Consider the following 18,330-nt stretch of genomic DNA (forward strand, 5'->3'; position numbering starts at 1 on the left):
GAGGAGTGTCGCATCTATGGAAAATATTGATAAAACTATGAAATTCGATTATGATGAAATTCCAAAAGAAAATGTCCAAACAGTTTTAAAAAATGTACATCAGACTCTAGAAGAACGAGGCTACAATGCTGTAAATCAAATTGTCGGCTATTTACTTTCAGGAGATCCTGCATACATTCCTCGTCAAAATGATGCACGTAATCAAATACGACACATTGATAGAGATGTAATTATGGAAGAACTCGTTTCAAACTACTTAAAAGAGAATAATAAATAAATGTTACGTCATAAAATTTTAGGATTAGATGTAGGTAGTAGAACTGTAGGTATCGCAATTAGTGATTTGATGGGCTGGACTGCTCAAGGACTAGACACTCTAAGAATAAATGAAGAAGATGAAGAATTTGGTATTGATAGATTGGTTTCAATCATAAAAGACAATAATGTTGGTTCAGTAGTCATAGGATTACCGAAAAACATGAATAATTCTATTGGTTTTCGTGGAGAAGCTTCCCTTAAATACAAAGAATTGCTTCAAGAGGCTTTACCAAATATTGAAATTATTATGTGGGATGAACGTTTAAGTACCATGGCTGCTGAGCGCTCATTATTAGAAGCTGATGTCTCAAGACAAAAAAGAAAAAAAGTAATTGATAAAATGGCAGCAGTTTTTATACTGCAAGGCTATTTAGATTCAATTCAATAAAGGAGAATTTCATTATGACTGAACATAATCATAATACAGAATTAAATATTAGTAATGAAGAAGAATTATTAACGTTATTCGATGAAAATGGAAATGAAGTTTTATATCGAAAAATGCTTGAATTTTATCATCCAGAATTTAAAAAAGAGTATGTTATTTTAGCTGAAGAAGGTGCTCAATCTGATGATGATGACATGATTGAGCTCATTCCAATGATTAATGAACCAGATGAATCTGGTGATGGTGGTAAACTTGTTCCTATTGAAACAGATGAAGAATGGGATATGATTGAAGAAGTTGTAAATACAAATATGGAAGAATAAACAGTCTTTTGTTAATAATAAATCTCTAATCAATTCACTTTGGTTAGAGGTTTTTAATATTTCAGGCTTAAATTTAATTTAGAATTATGATAAAATATTTAAAGTTAAATTACTGTAGCATAAATTTTTAAATATACAGTCAGTTACTATATTTATACATTAAAACATAAAGTAGGTTTATTATTTTATTTTAAATAATGTAATATTAGTTGACTGATTTATTTTTATGCCTATTGATATTAAAAGGGAAGTTATAGAAGTGGAATCAAATCAATCCTATTTATTAAATCTTCATGAACAGTTAAATAATAATATTGAAGAACTAAGATTTTATGCAGAAGAACACGCTGTTCCTATAGTGGATAAATTAACTTTAGACATGATAAAACAATTAATTAGAATTCATCATTCGAAAAATATTTTGGAAATTGGAACTGCTATTGGATATAGTTCGATGCAATTTGCTTCTGTTTCACCAGATATTTCTATTACTACTATTGAACGTAATGAGAATATGATAAAACAAGCAAAATTTAATTTTAAAAAATTTGAATACGAAAATCAAATTCGTCTTATAGAGGGCGATGCGCTATCACAGTACGATAAAGTGAGCAATCATTTATATGATATGATATTTATCGATGCAGCTAAAGCGCAATCTCAAAAATTTTTTGAATATTATACACCGTTATTGAAAAATGGTGGCTTAGTTATTACTGATAACGTTTTGTATCATGGATTTGTATCTGATATAGATATCGTACGATCAAGAAATGTTAAGCAAATGGTAAAAAAGGTACAAAAATATAATACTTGGCTTATGAAACAAAAGAACTATAAAACAAATTTTTTAAATATGGATGATGGTTTAGCCATATCTATTAAAGGAGAATGAATATGACTGAATTACTTGTCACTCCAAAATCTTTAAATCATATGAAAACATTGATAGAACTCGGTGCTGATGCATTTGTGATTGGAGAGCAAAAATTTGGATTGCGATTACCCGGAGAATTTAATCGTGAAGATGTTCGAAAAGCAGTTAATTTAGCACACGAACATGATAAAAAAGTATATGTGGCAGTTAATGGTATTTTTCATAATTATCATTTAAATGCCTTAGAAAACTATATTGAATTTTTACATGAAATAAGAGTAGATAGAATTATTTTTGGTGATCCTGCTGTCGTGATGTATGTTAAAAAACAAAATAATCCGATACCATTAAATTGGGATGCAGAAACAATTGTTACGAATTATTTCCAATGTAATTACTGGGGTGAAAAAGGCGCTAAAAGAGCTGTATTAGCACGTGAATTAAACCTAGATGAAATTTTAAATATTAAAAAACATGCAAAGGTTGAAATTGAAGTTCAGGTTCACGGTATGACTTGTATGTTCCAATCTAAACGTATGTTATTGGGTAATTATTACACTTTTCAAGATAGACAAATGAAAATCCAACGTAGTGAGAATGAGCAAGATTTATTATTATACGATGAAGAAAGAGAAAATAAATATCCTGTGTTTGAAGATTACAATGGTACTCATATTATGTCTCCTAATGATATCTGTTTAATTGAAGAATTAGAGCCATTCTTTGAAGCAAATATTGATTCATTTAAAATTGATGGTATCTTACATAGTGAATCATACATTAATACTGTTACAGCACAATATAGAGAAGCCATTGACTTATATCATGAAGATCCAGAAGCTTATGAAGATGAAAAATTTATGTTAATTGATCCAATAGAAGAAATTCAACCTGAACATCGTCCATTTGATGAAGGGTTCTTATATAAACAAACAGTATATTAAGGGAGGCGCCAGTATGAAGACGTTAAATGAAATTGAAGTAAATGCTAAAAGAAAAATAAAAAAACCTGAATTATTAGCGCCTGCTGGAAACCTAGAGAAGTTAAAGATTGCGGTTCACTATGGTGCTGATGCTGTATTTTTAGGTGGACAAGAATACGGGTTACGTTCTAACGCTGATAACTTTACTATGGAAGAAATTAAAGAAGGCGTTGAATTTGCAAACCGTTATGGTGCAAAAATTTATGTTACGACTAATATAATCGCTCATGATGAAAATATAGACGGTTTAGAAGATTATTTACGTCAATTAGAAGCTACAGGTGCAACAGGAATTATTGTAGCAGATCCACTTATTATTGAAACATGTAAGAAAGTAGCTCCTAAATTAGAAATTCATCTCTCAACACAACAATCTCTTTCTAATTACAAAGCTGTGGAATATTGGAAAGAAGAAGGACTTGATCGAGTAGTATTAGCTCGTGAAACAGGCGCTATGGAAATGAAAGAAATGAAAGACAATGTTGATATCGAAATAGAAGCCTTTATTCACGGTGCGATGTGCATTGCTTATTCAGGTAGATGTACTTTAAGTAATCACATGACAGCACGAGACTCTAACAGAGGCGGTTGTTGTCAAAGTTGTCGTTGGGATTATGATTTACTAGCTGTTGATGAAGAGGGAGAATTAGATTTATTTTATCAAGATGGCGAAGTTGTACCTTTTGCTATGAGCCCAAAAGATTTAAAATTAATTGAATCCATTCCTCAAATGATGGATATTGGTATAGATTCTTTAAAAATTGAAGGGCGAATGAAATCTATTCATTATATTGCTACAGTAGTATCAGTTTATCGTAAGGTTATTGATGCATATGCAGAAGATCCGGATAATTTTAAAATTAAACCAGAGTGGTTAATTGAATTAGACAAATGTGCTAATCGAGATACAGCACCTGCTTTCTTTGAAGGAACGCCTGGATATGAAGAGCAAATGTTTGGTGTTCAACAAAATAAAAAGTCACCATATGATTTTTGTGGATTAGTTTTAGATTATGACGAAGCAACTCATATTGCTACAATACAACAAAGAAATCACTTTAAACCTGGTCAAGAGATTGAATTTTTTGGACCTGAAATTGAATCATTTAAACAGGTTATTGATGTCATTTATGATGAAGAAGGAAATCACCTTGATGCAGCACGTCATCCTCTTCAAATTGTTCAAATTAAAGTGAATCATCCTATTTACCCTAATAATATGATGAGAAAGGAAATCGGCTAATGACACAGACAACAATCATCGGAATCGCTGGCGGTTCAGGATCAGGAAAAACAACTGTCACAAATGAAATAATGAAAAACTTAGAAGGCCATAGTGTTGCTTTACTTGCTCAAGATTATTATTATAAAGATCAATCACACTTAACATTTGAAGAACGACTTGAAACTAATTATGACCACCCTTTTGCATTTGATAATGATTTACTTATTAGTAATTTAAAAGATTTGCGTAACGGTCAATCGATTGAAGTTCCAACATATGATTATAAAAATCATACTAGAAGTGATGAAACAATTGCATTTGAACCTAAAGATGTTATTATCGTAGAGGGTATATTTGCTTTGGAAAATAAAACATTACGTGATATGATGGATGTTAAAATATACGTTGATACTGATGCAGATTTACGTATTTTAAGAAGACTTGTACGTGACACAAAAGAGCGAGGACGCTCAATGGAATCAGTTATTAACCAATATTTAAATGTTGTCAGACCTATGCATAATCAATTTATAGAACCAACAAAAAAATATGCTGATATTATTATTCCAGAAGGTGGAAGTAATAAGGTGGCAATTGATATAATGACAACAAAAATACAAACGCTTGTTGGGAAGCATTAACGAATAATATGTATTTTTCAAAATTAAATTAACTTGTTGAAAAGGAAGATGAACTTATGGAAAATCAAAAACAATATCCAATGACACAGGAAGGTTATGAAAAGTTAGAACAAGAATTAGAAGAACTTAAAACAGTTAAACGTCCTGAAGTAGTAGAAAAAATCAAAGTTGCTAGATCTTTTGGTGACTTATCTGAGAACTCAGAATACGATGCTGCTAAAGATGAACAAGGTTTTATTGAGCAAGATATTCAACGTATTGAACACATGCTTAGATATGCTTTGATTATTGAAGACAACGGTGATAATAATGTTATTCAAATTGGTAAAACTGTTACGTTTGTCGAATTACCTGGTGATGAAGAAGAAAGCTATCAAATTGTTGGATCTGCAGAAGCAGATGCGTTTAAAGGAAAAATTTCAAATGAATCTCCAATAGCAAAAGCACTTATTGGTAAAAATTTAAATGATGAAGTTCGTGTTCCACTTCCAAATGGTGGAGAAATGAAAGTTAAAATCGTTGATATTAAGTAACAAAAAATCCAAAAATCATTTTGATTTTTGGATTTTTTTATAGTTAAATATTTATAATTATTTAACTATAAATTAGATATAAGCAAGTACATTCATTTAATTTTTAGAACTTTCACATGACAAAAATATAAATATATGCTTAAATAACAATGTAGACAAATTATATAAATATCTTGTACTGAAAGGGGGTAAGCGATTACATTAATGCATTACTTACCTTCTTTTATTATTGTCTATTTGAAAGACATATTAAACTACTATGAATACGTGGATATTTTATATTACTAATATATAAAATGAAATACGTTATTTATAATCGAAGGAGGACCATCATCTTTGGAAATAAAGATTATTAATGAACAATCAATTGCGCTTTATTTTAAAGAAGAAATATCTGAAAGTAATTACAGAGATGTTGAATCCGTTACTAAACATATACACGCTAAAAGAATAGATGGTATCAAAGATGTGATACCGTCATATAGAGCAATTATGATAAATTTTGATAATATAAAGCTTAATTTTAAGCAATTAATAGATATATTAGATTTAAAACAGTTAAATGGTGAACATGCTAAAGATATTTCAGATAAAACGATCATACATATTCCAGTATTATATAATTCAGAAGTCGGACCTGATTTACCATATGTAGCTAAACATAACAAACTAACTACTGATGAAGTCATTCGAATCCATACTCAAAATGAATATCTCGTTTACATGTTAGGTTTTATGCCTGGTTTTCCATTTTTAGGTGGATTGGATTCTCGTTTACATACTCCACGTCGAGATGAACCTAGAGTCAAAATTGACGCAGGTTCAGTAGGAATAGCAAATAATCAAACTGGTTTATATCCTTCTGATTCACCAGGTGGTTGGCAAATTATTGGAAGAACACCATTAAAAGTATTTGATATCAACGACGATGAAATGTCTTTATATCAAGCGGGGGATTATATTAAGTTTTATTCTATTGATGAAAATACATTTAACGACATCCAAAGTGAAATAGCAGAAAATCGATTTAATAAAGAAAAGTGGGTGTTAAATCATGTCGATTAGTATTATTCAACCTGGTATGTTTACAACTGTTCAAGATGAAGGAAGATTTGGTTTTCAACACCTAGGTTTTTCAAGTGCTGGTGCTATGGATTTATATAGTTATTTAATTGGTAAGACTTTAATTGGTAATAATGGACCCAGCCTTGAATATACTATTATCGGTCCAACACTTCAATTTAATAAAGATAATACATTTATTTTGACAGGAGCACATGTAAACGCAAAATTAAATGAAGAGACAGTTGATATTAATACTGTAATTTATGCATGCAAAGGCGATATTTTGAAAGTTGGAGCAGTGACTGCAGGCGCCCGTGGTTATATTTTCTTTGGCCATCCTTTAGATATTCAACCAATAGCAGAAAGTTATTCGACACATACTAGAAGTAAAATTGGTGGTTACAAAGGGAGACCATTATCAAAAGGAGATTTGATATACTTAAAAGAAAATCCATCTTTCAAACAAAATTTGGGTAAAACAACAGTTTATAATGCTATTCCCGAAGATAATATAATACATATTATTACCGGTCCACAAATTGAAGCATTTTCAAAGGAAAGTATAAATAAGCTCGTTAATATGGAATATAAAGTTTCTGAAAAATCTGATAGAATGGGGTATCGTCTTAATGGTGAGCATATCCCTCCTAAAACTGGAGCAGATATTATTTCAGAACCTGTTGCTTTAGGAAGTATTCAAGTCCCAAATGATGGTAATCCTATTATCTTATTAAATGATAAACAAACTATAGGTGGCTATACGAAAATCGCTACAGTCACTCAACTGGATTTAAATAAAATTGCTCAATTTAAGCCAGGAGATTTAATTCGATTTAAGTGGTCAACGATTGAAGAGTCTGCAAAGGTTCAGGAACAATATCTAAATCACTTTAATCATTTAAATGCTGAAATTAACACGTCACCAACCTTTAATATGGGTGAAATGAGACCGACAGCAAAGAAATTGACTAAAATCATTACAAAGGAGAGATAGTTATGGATATTAAAAAAATAGAAGAAGTCATTAAACTTGTAAAATCAAATGATGTAAAAAAATTTAAATATAAAGATAACAAAAACGAAATCGAATTAGATTTTACTGAACAAAGTAACAATCAAAATAATAGTACTCCAGTAATACAATCTGAAGGGAATTCTCAAGACAAAAGTATTTCAGAAAATAACCCTTCAAATGATTCATCAAAAACAATTACTTCTCCTATGGTAGGAACATTCTTCTTACAAGATAGCAAGGAATTAACGGATCCTATAATTCAAGTAGGTGACAACATTAAATCTGGTGATATTATCGGATATGTTGAAGCAATGAAAGTAATGAATGAAGTGACTAGTGATATAGATGGTGAGATTACCGACATTGTTGTTGAACATGGTACAAACGTTGAATACGATCAAGTTCTAGTTAAAGTAAAATAAAGGGGGCAAAAATATGTATCGTTGTTTAGTAGCAAATAGAGGAGAAATTGCGGTACGTATCATTCGAGCGTGTCGAGAAATGGGAATAGAAACTGTTGCAGTATACGCTAAAGGTGATGAAAAAAGTCTTCATGTAAGTTTGGCTGATCAAGCAGTTTGCATTGGAGAAGCAAATCCTTTAGATAGTTATTTAAATATAGAACGTATTATTGGTGCAGCTGAAATCACAGGTTCTAATGCTATCCATCCTGGATACGGATTTCTATCGGAGAGTACAACATTTGCCCAAAAAGTTGAAGAAAATGGTATTCATTTTATTGGCCCTAACAAAAAAACAATGGAAATGATGGGTGATAAAATAACTGCTCGTCAAACCGTTCATTCAGCAGGAGTACCAGTTATTCCTGGCTCAACAGATGCAGTAAACTCTGTAGAAGAAATTAAAGAATTAGCAAAAGACATAGGATATCCTTTAGTATTAAAAGCCGCAAGTGGTGGTGGCGGTAAAGGTATTCGAATTGTTAAGGAAGAAAATCAACTTGAGAAGTCATTAAAAGAAGCTAAAAGTGAAGGTCAAAAATATTTTAATGATGATCGAGTGTATGTAGAAGCATTTATTCCTGTTGCAAAACACGTAGAGGTTCAAGTGATTGGTGACGGCAAAGAAAATTATGTTCATTTAGGTGAACGAGATTGTTCAGTCCAAAGAAAAAATCAAAAATTAATAGAAGAAGCACCATGTGCAGCATTATCTGAAGAACGACGTGAAAAAATATGTAATGATGCTGTCAAAGTTGCAAAAGCCTCTAATTATCGTAGTGCTGGTACTATTGAATTTTTAGTTACTGAAGAGGCACATTACTTTATTGAAATGAACGCAAGAATACAAGTAGAACATACTGTTACTGAAATGCGTGCAGATAGAGATTTATTACAAGCACAATTATATTTGTTATTACATAATAAATTACCTTTTAGTCAAGAAGATATTGTATTCAATGGTCATGTAATAGAGGCACGTATCAACGCTGAAAATCCAGAAAAGAAATTCCAACCTACTCCAGGTAAAGTTAAACGTCTACACTTACCTCAAGGTTTTAATATTAGAGTAGATTCGTTATTATATGCTGGTTATCAAGTATCTCCTTACTATGATTCACTAGTTGCAAAAGTTATCGTAAAAGACTCTAATAGAACTTCTGCGATTAACAAATTAAAAGTGGCACTTGACGAAATGGTAATTGATGGTTTCACTACTACGGCTGATTTTCTATATGCAGTATTAAGTTACCCACCATACGCAAAAGGAAATGCAGAAGAAGTTGATATTAAATTCCTTGAAAAACATCACATAGTTAAAGGAGTGAAATTATGATGAAAGTTGATTTAAACTGTGATCTAGGTGAAGCATTTGGTAACTATTCATTTGGAGGTGATAAAGATATCATTCCTTTAGTTACATCTGCTAATATAGCCTGTGGTTTTCATGCGGGCGATGAAAATGTAATGAATCAAACAGTAAAATTAGCTAAAAAAAATCATGTGAGTATTGGCGCTCATCCCGGACTTCCAGATTTAAAAGGGTTTGGTCGTCGAAAGATGGATATTAGTCCAACCGAAGTATATAACCTCATAGTTTATCAGTTAGGTGCTTTAGAAGGATTTTGTAAAGTACATCAAACACGAATAAATCATGTTAAACCACACGGTGCACTGTATAATATGGGTGCTAAAAATAAAGACATTGCAAAAGCAATTGCAAAAGCAGTATACGATTTTGATTCTGCTATAGTGCTTGTAGGTTTATCTAATTCATTATTAATATCTGAAGCTAAAGCAATTGGATTGAAAACAGCTTCTGAAGTGTTTGCTGATAGACGTTACGAAGATAATGGACAATTAGTTAGTCGTAAAGAACCAGACGCAGTCATTACTGATACTGATGAAGCACTAAAACAAGTTTTGAAAATGGTAACTGAAAACAAAGTGATAAGTCGCAATGGGAAAGAAATTGATTTGGAAACAGATACAATATGTGTTCACGGTGATGGTAAACATGCACTAGAATTTGTTGAACAAATAAGAAAAAAATTAACGAAAGAAGGCATTGATATTCAATCCTTATAAGGGGGTTTTCTAATGAAAGAAAGTTTAAATCAAAAACAAGATAAAGACAATTTTAAATTTACAAAAAGTCATAGACGCTTACTTTATGGATCTGTATTTTTAATGGCTACATCAGCGATTGGTCCTGCATTTTTAACTCAAACTGCTGTGTTTACGGCAGAATTTTATGCAAGTTTCGCTTTTGCAATCTTAATCTCTATATTAATTGATATTGGAGCTCAAATTAATATTTGGCGTGTATTAGTTGTAACAGGTTTACGTGGTCAAGAAGCATCAAATAAAGTGTTACCTGGATTAGGAACTTTAATTTCAATATTGATTGCTTTTGGAGGACTTGCTTTTAATATCGGAAACATAGCTGGTGCTGGTTTAGGATTGAATGCAATGTTTGGACTTGATGTTAAATGGGGAGCAGCGATTACAGCCATTTTTGCAATTTTAATATTTGTAAGTAAAAGTGGTCAAAAAATTATGGATATTGTTTCAATGATTTTAGGAGTAATAATGATATTAGTAGTAGCTTATGTCATGGTTGTATCTAACCCTCCCTATGGTGATGCACTTATCCATTCAGTTGCACCAGAACACCCCATTAAATTAATTTTACCAATTATTACTTTAGTTGGAGGAACAGTAGGTGGATACATCACATTTGCTGGCGCACATAGAATACTTGATTCTGGAATGAAAGGTAAAGAGTTTTTACCATTTGTGAATCGTTCAGCTATTGCAGGTATCTTAACTACAGGTATTATGAGAACATTATTATTCTTAGCAGTACTTGGAGTTGTAGTGACAGGTGTCACTTTAAATGCAGATAATCCGCCAGCATCAGTATTTGAACATGCTATTGGACCAATAGGAAAAAATATTTTTGGAGTTGTTATTTTCGCAGCCGCAATGTCATCAGTGATCGGTTCAGCATATACAAGTGCAACTTTCTTAAAAACATTACACAAATCATTATTTAATAAAAATAATTTGATTGTCATTGTCTTCATCGTGATTTCAACAATAATTTTCTTATTAATTGGAAAACCAATTAGTTTATTGATTATTGCTGGAGCAATAAATGGATGGATTTTACCGATTACTTTGGGTGCAATATTGATAGCGAGTAGAAAAAAATCAATTGTTGGAGATTATAAACATCCAACATGGATGCTAGTATTTGGCATTGTAGCAGTTATTGTTACAATTATAACAGGTATATTGTCTCTACAAGATTTAGCTACTTTATGGAAAGGTTAATCATAAATAAATATCTAATTTAGGATTTTAAAATTTAACTGTCGACAGTGTTTAACTGTATCGACAGTTTTTTTATTAAATCATTTACAAGATTATTTTAATAGAAAAAGTTAGTCGTGATGAACTAGAAATTATGTTAGAATAACATGTGCTAAGATTAAAGTTGAGGTGTAAATATGATTGGAATTATTGGAGCTATGGAAGAAGAAGTAGCGATTTTAAAACATAAATTAGTGAATTTAAATGAGGTTGAAGTAGCACATGTAAAATTTTATCGTGGTCAACTAAATGATAAAGATGTTGTTTTAACACAAAGTGGAATTGGAAAAGTAAATGCTGCAATATCCACAACATTGTTAATTGAAAAATTTAAACCAACATTAATTATAAATACAGGTTCTGCTGGTGCTTTAGATGACAGTTTATCAGTTGGAGACATTTTAATTAGTAATCATGTGATGTACCATGATGCAGATGCAACTGCTTTTGGATACGACATCGGTCAAATACCTCAAATGCCAGCTCAATTTGAAGCTAACCAACAATTACTCCAATTAACTGAAAAAGTTGTAAAACAGCAAAATTTAACCGCTAAAATTGGTCAAATTGTAAGTGGCGATAGCTTTATTGGTAGTAGCGAACAGCGATTAAAAATTAAACGTCAGTTTTCAGAAGCTATGGCAGTTGAAATGGAAGCAACGGCTATTGCTCAAACTTGTTATCAATTTAATTTACCTTTTATCGTCACTCGTGCTGTTTCTGATTTAGCAAATGGGAAAGCAGAAATGTCGTTTGAAGAGTTTCTTGGTAAAGCAGCTCAATCATCAAGTAACATTGTTGAACAGTTGGTTAAAGAAATATAAACAATAAATAATTTAAAGGTGAAATGAATGGGATTAATTAAAAAATATTTTATGCCTAGTGATTATGTACAATCTGTATTTCAAATTGATATTGAAAAGTTAGCAAATTCTGGTTTTAAAGGTATTATTACAGATTTAGATAATACATTAGTAGGTTGGGACGTTAAAACACCAACGAAAGAAATACAAGAATGGTTTAAAAAAGCAAATGATTTAGGATTAACGATTACAATTGTATCAAATAATAGTGAAAAACGTGTTTCCGGTTTTTCGAAAGACTTAGACGTTGATTTTATCTTTAAAGCTAGAAAACCTATGGGAAGAGCTTTTAAAAAAGCTATACAACACATGAATATTAAACCAGAAGAAACAGTCGTTATAGGTGACCAAATGCTTACAGACGTACTTGGTGGCAATAATAACGGTCTATATACTATCATGGTAGTTCCTGTCAAAAAGACAGATGGATTTTTAACTAGACTAAATAGAATAATCGAACGTCGATTATTAAACTATTTTAAAAGAAAAGGCTATATTACATGGGAGGAAAATTGATTGGATGAAACTTTAAAATGTATCGGTTGTGGCGCTCCTTTACAATCTGAAGATAAAAACGCACCTGGGTATGTGCCAGAACATAATTTATTTAGAGATGATGTTATATGCCAACGTTGTTTTAGATTAAAAAATTATAATGAAATACAAGATGTAGGAATGGATAGTGAAGATTTTTTAAATTTATTAAATGGATTATCCGATAGACAAGGGATTATCGTTAACGTAATTGATGTTTTTGACTTTGAAGGATCGTTTATTAATGCTTTAAAACGAATTGTAGGAAATAAGAAAATCATTTTGGCGGCGAATAAATTAGATCTTTTACCAAGACAAATTAACCAACGTCGTGTAAAAGAATGGTTAAAAAGAACAGCTAGAAAGTATGGATTAGAAGCTGAAGAGGTGGTATTAATATCAGCTCATAAAGGATGGGGTATTGATGCACTTTTAGAATCAATCAACCGTTTTAGAAATCATCAAGATGTTTATATCGTTGGTACTACAAATGTTGGTAAATCAACTTTAATCAATAAATTAATTGAGCAAAGTGTAGGTGAAAAAGATGTCGTTACAACATCAAGATTTCCAGGTACAACATTAGATATGATAGATATTCCTTTAGATGAGAACACATTTATGTATGACACACCTGGCATTATACAAGCGCATCAAATGACCCATTATGTTACTGAAAAAGAATTGAAAGTGATTATTCCTAGGAATGAAATTAAACAACGTGTATTTCAGTTAAATGAGGGACAAACTTTATTCTTCGGTGGATTAGCTAGGATAGATTATGTTTCTGGTGGGAAACGACCACTTGTATGTTATTTTTCTAATGATTTAAATATTCATAGAACTAAAACTGAAAAGGCAAATGATTTATGGCGAAATCAAATAGGGCATTTATTAAGTCCACCTAGTAACCCCGAAAAATTTAATATAAGTGATATGAAAGCTGTACGTCTAGAAACAGGGAAAGAAAAACGTGACATTATGATTTCTGGATTGGGCTTTATTACACTCGAAGCAGGTGCAAAAGTGATTGTTCGTGTTCCTAAAAGTGTTGATGTTGTTTTAAGACAATCTATTATGTAGGGAGGATTCATAATGAAATTTGCAGTGATAGGAGATCCGATTTCACATTCATTATCTCCAGTGATGCATAATACTAATTTTAAAGTTTTAGGTTTAAATGATACTTATGAAGCATTGCATATACCGGTTCAAGATTTCGATAATATTAAAGAAATAATAACTGAAAAAAATTTAAGTGGATTTAATATTACTATTCCTCATAAAGAACGCATTATTCCATTCTTAGATGATATTGATGAACAAGCTAAAGCTGTAGGTGCAGTGAATACTGTGAAAATAGAAGGGAATAAATGGATTGGTTATAATACTGATGGTCTTGGATACGTAAAAGGATTAAAACAAGTATATCCTGACTTATCAAATGCATATATTTTAATTCTTGGAGCTGGGGGTGCAAGCAAAGGTATTGCAACTGCACTTTCACAATGTGTACAACCTAAATTAACTATAGCGAATAGAACAATGAGTCGCTTTGATAATTGGAAATTAGATATTAATGCGATTACCCTACAACAAGCTGAACAATATCTTGATGAGTTTGATATTATTATTAATACAACATCAGCAGGATTAGATAATAATAAAGAGAGTGTAATTCGTCTCGATCAATTATCACCGAATACATTGGTAAGTGATATCATTTATATTCCCTATAAAACATCATTTTTACAACAAGCTGAAGAGAAGGGTAACCCTATTTATAATGGTCTAGATATGTTTGTATATCAAGGTGCTGAGAGCTTTAAAATATGGACTGGCAAAGATGCTGAAATTAAAGAAATGAAATTAGCAGTTTTAAATCAATTAAAAGGAGAATAATATGCTATGCTAACAGGTAAACAAAAAAGATATTTAAGAAGTTTGGCGCATAACATTGATCCAATTTTTCAAATAGGTAAAGCTGGAATTAATGATAATATGATTAGTCAAATAGATGAAACACTTGAAAATAGAGAATTAATTAAAATTCATATACTTCAAAATAATTTTGATGATAAAAACGATTTAGCCCAAACGCTAAGTCAAGCTACTAATAGTGAAGTGGTCCAAGTCATTGGATCAATGATAGTCATTTATAGAGAATCTCAAGAAAATAAGGAAATTTCATTACCATAATTCTATGAAAAAAATTGTTTTATACGGCGGACAATTTAATCCTATTCATACTGCACATATGTTAGTAGCTAATGAAGTATTTCATAAAATTAAACCGGATGTTTTCTATTTTTTACCAAGTTATATGGCTCCACTTAAAGAACATAACGATTACTTAGATGCTCATTATCGCATCAAAATGATTAATATGGTAATTGAGCAGTTAGGTTTCGGAAATATTTGTTATGCAGAATTAGAAAGAAAAGGTCAAAGTTATACGTATGATACATTAAAAGCTTTAATTGACCAAAATCCTTACGATAAGTTTTATTTTGTAATAGGATCAGACCAATATGATCAACTTGATAAATGGTATAAAATAGATGAATTAAAGCAAATGATTATCTTTATAGTAGTAAATAGAGAAAAAAATATTCAAAAGGTTGATGAAAATATGATTTCCATATCTATTCCAAGAATGGATATTAGTTCATCAATGATTAGACAACGTGTAAAAGATAAAAAAACAATTGATATTTTAGTCCCTCGAAATGTTAGTAAATATATTAGAGAGGAAGGATTCTATGAACACTAAAGAAGCAAAAAAACTTATCGAAAATAAATTGCCCGAAAAGCGTTTTAAACATTCTCTTAGAGTAGCTGACACAGCAGTTAAGCTTGCTGAAATCTATGATGGAGATAAAAGTAAAGCAGAGTTAGCAGGCATTTTACATGATTATTGTAAATATGATGATTTAGGAAAAATGTATCAAGTCGTTCGCCAACATGATTTAGATAGCAATTTGTTAAGTTATGGAAGTGAAATTCTTCATGGACCTGTATGTGCAGCATTAATGAAGGCTGATTATGGCATCGAAGATGAAGAAATATTATTAGCCATTAAATATCACACTACTGGTCGTAAAGAAATGACAAAAACTGAAAAATTGGTATTTATTGCTGACTATATAGAACCTGGTAGAAAAACTCCAGGAGTTGAAGAAATTAGAGATATGGCATACAATCAAGGTAGCTTAGATAAAACAATTTATGAAATATCAAAACGAACAGTCTTATTTTTAATTAGTAAAGATATTACTGTTTATGGTTCTACGATTGAATGTTTAAATTATTATAATTATAGTGATCAAAAGATAAAGGATGATTAAATGAATTCAGAAGAATTATTAAATATTGCTGTCACAGCGACAGAAGATAAAAAAGCAGAAGATATTGTTTCTCTTAATATGCAAGGTATTAGTGATATGACTGATTATTTTGTAGTGTGTCATGGTAATAATGAACGTCAAGTTCAATCAATTGCTAGAGCAGTAAAAGAAAAAGTGCATGAAAATAATATTGAAGTAAAGCGTATGGAAGGTTATCAAAGTGCAAGATGGGTCTTAATTGATTTAGCAGACGTAGTAGTTCATATTTTCCATAAAGATGAACGCAATTACTATAATATAGAGAAACTTTATCAAGATGCTCCAATAGAATCATATAATCAGGTAGCATATTAAAATGATGCAATACACTGAAATGAGTAAAGTTTATGATCAGCTTACTCAAGATCAACCTTATGAAGAATGGTTTAATATTGTAAAATATTATACAAGAACAATGTCTTCTAATGATTCAATAAATATTCTTGATATTGGTTGTGGCACTGGAAGTTTAACGCAATTACTTCCTTCTATTGGAACGGTTACAGGCATGGATTTAAGTACAGACATGTTATCTATTGCTGCAAATAAATCTAATCAAGTTACTTGGTTAGAAGGTGACATGACCGATTTTTCATTAAATACAACATATGATGTTGTAACAATATTTTGTGATTCCCTGAATTATTTACCTGATATTGATGATATCGTAAATACGTTTAATTGTGTATTTAATCATTTATCTCATTTAGGAATGTTTATATTCGATATTCATACGATATATAAAATGAACACAGCATTTAATAATCAATGTTATATTGATGATAATGATAATATATTTTTAGCGTGGGAAGCTATAAAGGGTGGAGAACCTTATAGTGTTTATCATGATATGAGTTTCTTTTTAAAACAGCATAATGGTAATTATCACCGTTTTAATGAATCACACTATCAAAGAACATTTGAAAAAGATTTCTATATTCGATTGTTAAAACAAACTGGATTTAATCGTATTGAAACTTTTGTAGACTTTGACATCAATAATCATAATGAAAAAGGTGACAGATTGTTTTTTGTTGCTTATAAATAAAATAAAGTAAACTCATCTCCTTATACGTTTATACATATAAGGAGATGAGTTTTTGTTTAAGTATAGAAATGAAATAATTCAATTATTAACTAAGTGGAAGACTCATATCATCATTTTAATTGCAGTAGTGTTACTTTTTATAGTGATTCTCATGCTTATGAAAAATAATGAGACTTCAGAACATATGACAACATCTAATGCTAATAATAGCCAATTTAATAATAATGAAAAATATAATAAAAATAAAAATGATAATAATTTATCCACTTCTTCTAAAGAAAATTCAACTATTTATGTAGATGTCAAAGGGGCTGTTAAATTACCAGATGTTTATGAAATGAAAAAGAACGATAGAGTTAAAGATGTATTAAAAAAAGCTAAAGTTTCTGAAAACGCTGATATTACAAAAATCAATTTATCTGAAAAACTTACTGATCAAAAAATGATTTATATACCTAATAAAAATGAAACGAAAATAAATGCTACACCCACTAATCAAAGTAATTTAAATACTTCTGAAAGTATTAAAGTCAATCTTAACACAGCAAATGAAAGAGAATTGCTTAATGTTCCAGGTATAGGGCCAACTAAAGTGAAAGAGATTATTAAATACAGAGAGGAAAAGGGACAGTTTAATAATGTTGAAGACTTAAAACAAGTAAGAGGAATTGGAGGGAAAACTTTTGAGAAACTTAAAGATTACTTTACTACATAAATTAAATTGGAAGAAATTTTAATATAAATTATAATAGATATATATTTTTTTAAGGAGTTGAACTTTATGGATAGAATAAAATGGGATGAATATTTTATGGCACAAAGTCATTTGCTTGCATTACGTTCTACATGTCAACGATTATCAGTAGGCGCAACAATTGTAAAGGACAATAGAATAATTGCAGGAGGTTATAATGGCTCAGTAGCAGGAGAAGTTCACTGTATTGATGTAGGATGTTTAATAGAAGATGATCATTGTATTAGAACCATCCACGCAGAAATGAATGCATTATTACAATGCGCAAAACAAGGTGTATCGTCAGATAATGCAACGATATATGTCACACATTTTCCTTGTTTAAACTGTACTAAGTCTATTATTCAAGCAGGTATTAAAAAAATATACTATGCAAAAGATTATCATAATCATAAATATGCTATTAAATTATTAAATCAAGCAGGTATTGAGTATGAAAAAATACCATTTTCTGCTAATAAAATAGCTGAATTTTTAACTAAAGAATGTTAGTTGTTTTATATGCACTTTCTTTTTTAAGTGGTATATTATGGGTTCA

General features: G+C 30.5%; 25 protein-coding genes. All 25 read left to right on the top strand.

The window, feature by feature from the left end; genetic code table 11:
* Positions 1–16: 16 nt before the first annotated feature.
* The 25 genes from HMPREF2881_RS05125 (at position 17) to HMPREF2881_RS05245 (ending at position 18,284) form a co-directional block, all read left to right on the top strand.
* Positions 17–277 carry an IreB family regulatory phosphoprotein gene (locus HMPREF2881_RS05125; protein WP_002448947.1) on the top strand — a complete coding sequence of 87 codons (261 nt, stop codon included), beginning with the start codon at positions 17–19 and terminating at the stop codon, positions 275–277.
* On the top strand, positions 278–706 hold the full coding sequence (gene ruvX, locus HMPREF2881_RS05130; RefSeq protein WP_002448946.1) for a Holliday junction resolvase RuvX: 429 nt from the start codon (positions 278–280) through the stop codon (positions 704–706).
* 14 nt (positions 707–720) lie between these two features.
* Entirely contained in the window at positions 721–1,029 is a 309-nt protein-coding gene (locus HMPREF2881_RS05135; protein WP_002448965.1) for a DUF1292 domain-containing protein, read from the top strand.
* 259 nt (positions 1,030–1,288) lie between these two features.
* Positions 1,289–1,924, top strand: a complete 636-nt coding sequence (locus HMPREF2881_RS05140; RefSeq protein WP_002448992.1) for an O-methyltransferase — start codon at positions 1,289–1,291, stop codon at positions 1,922–1,924.
* A 2-nt stretch (positions 1,925–1,926) separates the two neighbouring features.
* The gene (locus HMPREF2881_RS05145) at positions 1,927–2,850 is read left to right on the top strand and encodes a peptidase U32 family protein (RefSeq protein ID WP_037555620.1); all 924 of its coding nucleotides are present in this window, start codon (positions 1,927–1,929) and stop codon (positions 2,848–2,850) included.
* A gap of 13 nt (positions 2,851–2,863) precedes the next feature.
* Entirely contained in the window at positions 2,864–4,132 is a 1,269-nt protein-coding gene (locus HMPREF2881_RS05150; RefSeq protein ID WP_002449013.1) for a peptidase U32 family protein, read from the top strand.
* Positions 4,132–4,755, top strand: a complete 624-nt coding sequence (udk, locus tag HMPREF2881_RS05155; RefSeq protein WP_002488001.1) for a uridine kinase — start codon at positions 4,132–4,134, stop codon at positions 4,753–4,755. Before HMPREF2881_RS05150 ends, udk begins: the two co-directional genes overlap by 1 nt.
* A gap of 56 nt (positions 4,756–4,811) precedes the next feature.
* Positions 4,812–5,288 carry a transcription elongation factor GreA gene (gene greA / locus HMPREF2881_RS05160; protein WP_002487999.1) on the top strand — a complete coding sequence of 159 codons (477 nt, stop codon included), beginning with the start codon at positions 4,812–4,814 and terminating at the stop codon, positions 5,286–5,288.
* Between the two features lie 336 nt (positions 5,289–5,624).
* The gene (gene pxpB, locus HMPREF2881_RS05165; RefSeq protein WP_002455261.1) at positions 5,625–6,353 is read left to right on the top strand and encodes a 5-oxoprolinase subunit PxpB; all 729 of its coding nucleotides are present in this window, start codon (positions 5,625–5,627) and stop codon (positions 6,351–6,353) included.
* Positions 6,343–7,347: a 5-oxoprolinase subunit C family protein gene (locus tag HMPREF2881_RS05170; protein WP_002449914.1), complete on the top strand. Its 1,005-nt coding sequence runs from the start codon at positions 6,343–6,345 to the stop codon at positions 7,345–7,347. Before pxpB ends, HMPREF2881_RS05170 begins: the two co-directional genes overlap by 11 nt.
* Before the next feature lie 2 nt (positions 7,348–7,349).
* Complete coding sequence (locus HMPREF2881_RS05175) at positions 7,350–7,790, top strand: acetyl-CoA carboxylase biotin carboxyl carrier protein (protein ID WP_002449821.1); 441 nt, start codon at positions 7,350–7,352, stop codon at positions 7,788–7,790.
* Between the two features lie 13 nt (positions 7,791–7,803).
* Entirely contained in the window at positions 7,804–9,165 is a 1,362-nt protein-coding gene (locus HMPREF2881_RS05180; RefSeq protein WP_002488528.1) for an acetyl-CoA carboxylase biotin carboxylase subunit, read from the top strand.
* Positions 9,165–9,917, top strand: a complete 753-nt coding sequence (gene pxpA / locus HMPREF2881_RS05185; protein ID WP_037555992.1) for a 5-oxoprolinase subunit PxpA — start codon at positions 9,165–9,167, stop codon at positions 9,915–9,917. Before HMPREF2881_RS05180 ends, pxpA begins: the two co-directional genes overlap by 1 nt.
* Positions 9,918–9,929: 12 nt before the next feature.
* The gene (locus tag HMPREF2881_RS05190) at positions 9,930–11,168 is read left to right on the top strand and encodes an NRAMP family divalent metal transporter (RefSeq protein WP_002449885.1); all 1,239 of its coding nucleotides are present in this window, start codon (positions 9,930–9,932) and stop codon (positions 11,166–11,168) included.
* Between the two features lie 176 nt (positions 11,169–11,344).
* Positions 11,345–12,031 carry a 5'-methylthioadenosine/adenosylhomocysteine nucleosidase gene (locus HMPREF2881_RS05195; protein WP_002449724.1) on the top strand — a complete coding sequence of 229 codons (687 nt, stop codon included), beginning with the start codon at positions 11,345–11,347 and terminating at the stop codon, positions 12,029–12,031.
* Positions 12,032–12,058: 27 nt separating this feature from the next.
* A complete protein-coding gene (locus HMPREF2881_RS05200) occupies positions 12,059–12,586 on the top strand; it encodes a YqeG family HAD IIIA-type phosphatase (protein ID WP_002449847.1) in 528 nt (175 codons plus the stop codon).
* Positions 12,587–13,687, top strand: coding sequence for a ribosome biogenesis GTPase YqeH (yqeH, locus tag HMPREF2881_RS05205; RefSeq protein WP_002449730.1), 1,101 nt, complete (start codon positions 12,587–12,589; stop codon positions 13,685–13,687).
* Between the two features lie 12 nt (positions 13,688–13,699).
* Positions 13,700–14,506: a shikimate dehydrogenase gene (gene aroE, locus HMPREF2881_RS05210; RefSeq protein WP_002488542.1), complete on the top strand. Its 807-nt coding sequence runs from the start codon at positions 13,700–13,702 to the stop codon at positions 14,504–14,506.
* 6 nt (positions 14,507–14,512) lie between these two features.
* Positions 14,513–14,803: a ribosome assembly RNA-binding protein YhbY gene (gene yhbY, locus HMPREF2881_RS05215; RefSeq protein ID WP_002449800.1), complete on the top strand. Its 291-nt coding sequence runs from the start codon at positions 14,513–14,515 to the stop codon at positions 14,801–14,803.
* A 4-nt stretch (positions 14,804–14,807) separates the two neighbouring features.
* Entirely contained in the window at positions 14,808–15,377 is a 570-nt protein-coding gene (locus HMPREF2881_RS05220) for a nicotinate-nucleotide adenylyltransferase (RefSeq protein ID WP_002449696.1), read from the top strand.
* Positions 15,367–15,951 carry a bis(5'-nucleosyl)-tetraphosphatase (symmetrical) YqeK gene (yqeK, locus tag HMPREF2881_RS05225; RefSeq protein WP_002449864.1) on the top strand — a complete coding sequence of 195 codons (585 nt, stop codon included), beginning with the start codon at positions 15,367–15,369 and terminating at the stop codon, positions 15,949–15,951. The genes HMPREF2881_RS05220 and yqeK overlap by 11 nt, the downstream gene beginning before the upstream one ends.
* Complete coding sequence (gene rsfS, locus HMPREF2881_RS05230; protein WP_002449779.1) at positions 15,952–16,305, top strand: ribosome silencing factor; 354 nt, start codon at positions 15,952–15,954, stop codon at positions 16,303–16,305. It abuts the gene before it with no gap.
* Between the two features lies 1 nt (position 16,306).
* Positions 16,307–17,038, top strand: a complete 732-nt coding sequence (locus tag HMPREF2881_RS05235; protein ID WP_002449715.1) for a class I SAM-dependent DNA methyltransferase — start codon at positions 16,307–16,309, stop codon at positions 17,036–17,038.
* A gap of 52 nt (positions 17,039–17,090) precedes the next feature.
* A complete protein-coding gene (locus HMPREF2881_RS05240; protein WP_002449803.1) occupies positions 17,091–17,753 on the top strand; it encodes a helix-hairpin-helix domain-containing protein in 663 nt (220 codons plus the stop codon).
* Positions 17,754–17,819: 66 nt separating this feature from the next.
* Positions 17,820–18,284, top strand: a complete 465-nt coding sequence (locus HMPREF2881_RS05245) for a ComE operon protein 2 (RefSeq protein ID WP_002449872.1) — start codon at positions 17,820–17,822, stop codon at positions 18,282–18,284.
* Positions 18,285–18,330: the final 46 nt, after the last annotated feature.

It is taken from the genome of Staphylococcus sp. HMSC057A08 (assembly GCF_001812925.1).
GTDB lineage: Bacteria > Bacillota > Bacilli > Staphylococcales > Staphylococcaceae > Staphylococcus > Staphylococcus hominis.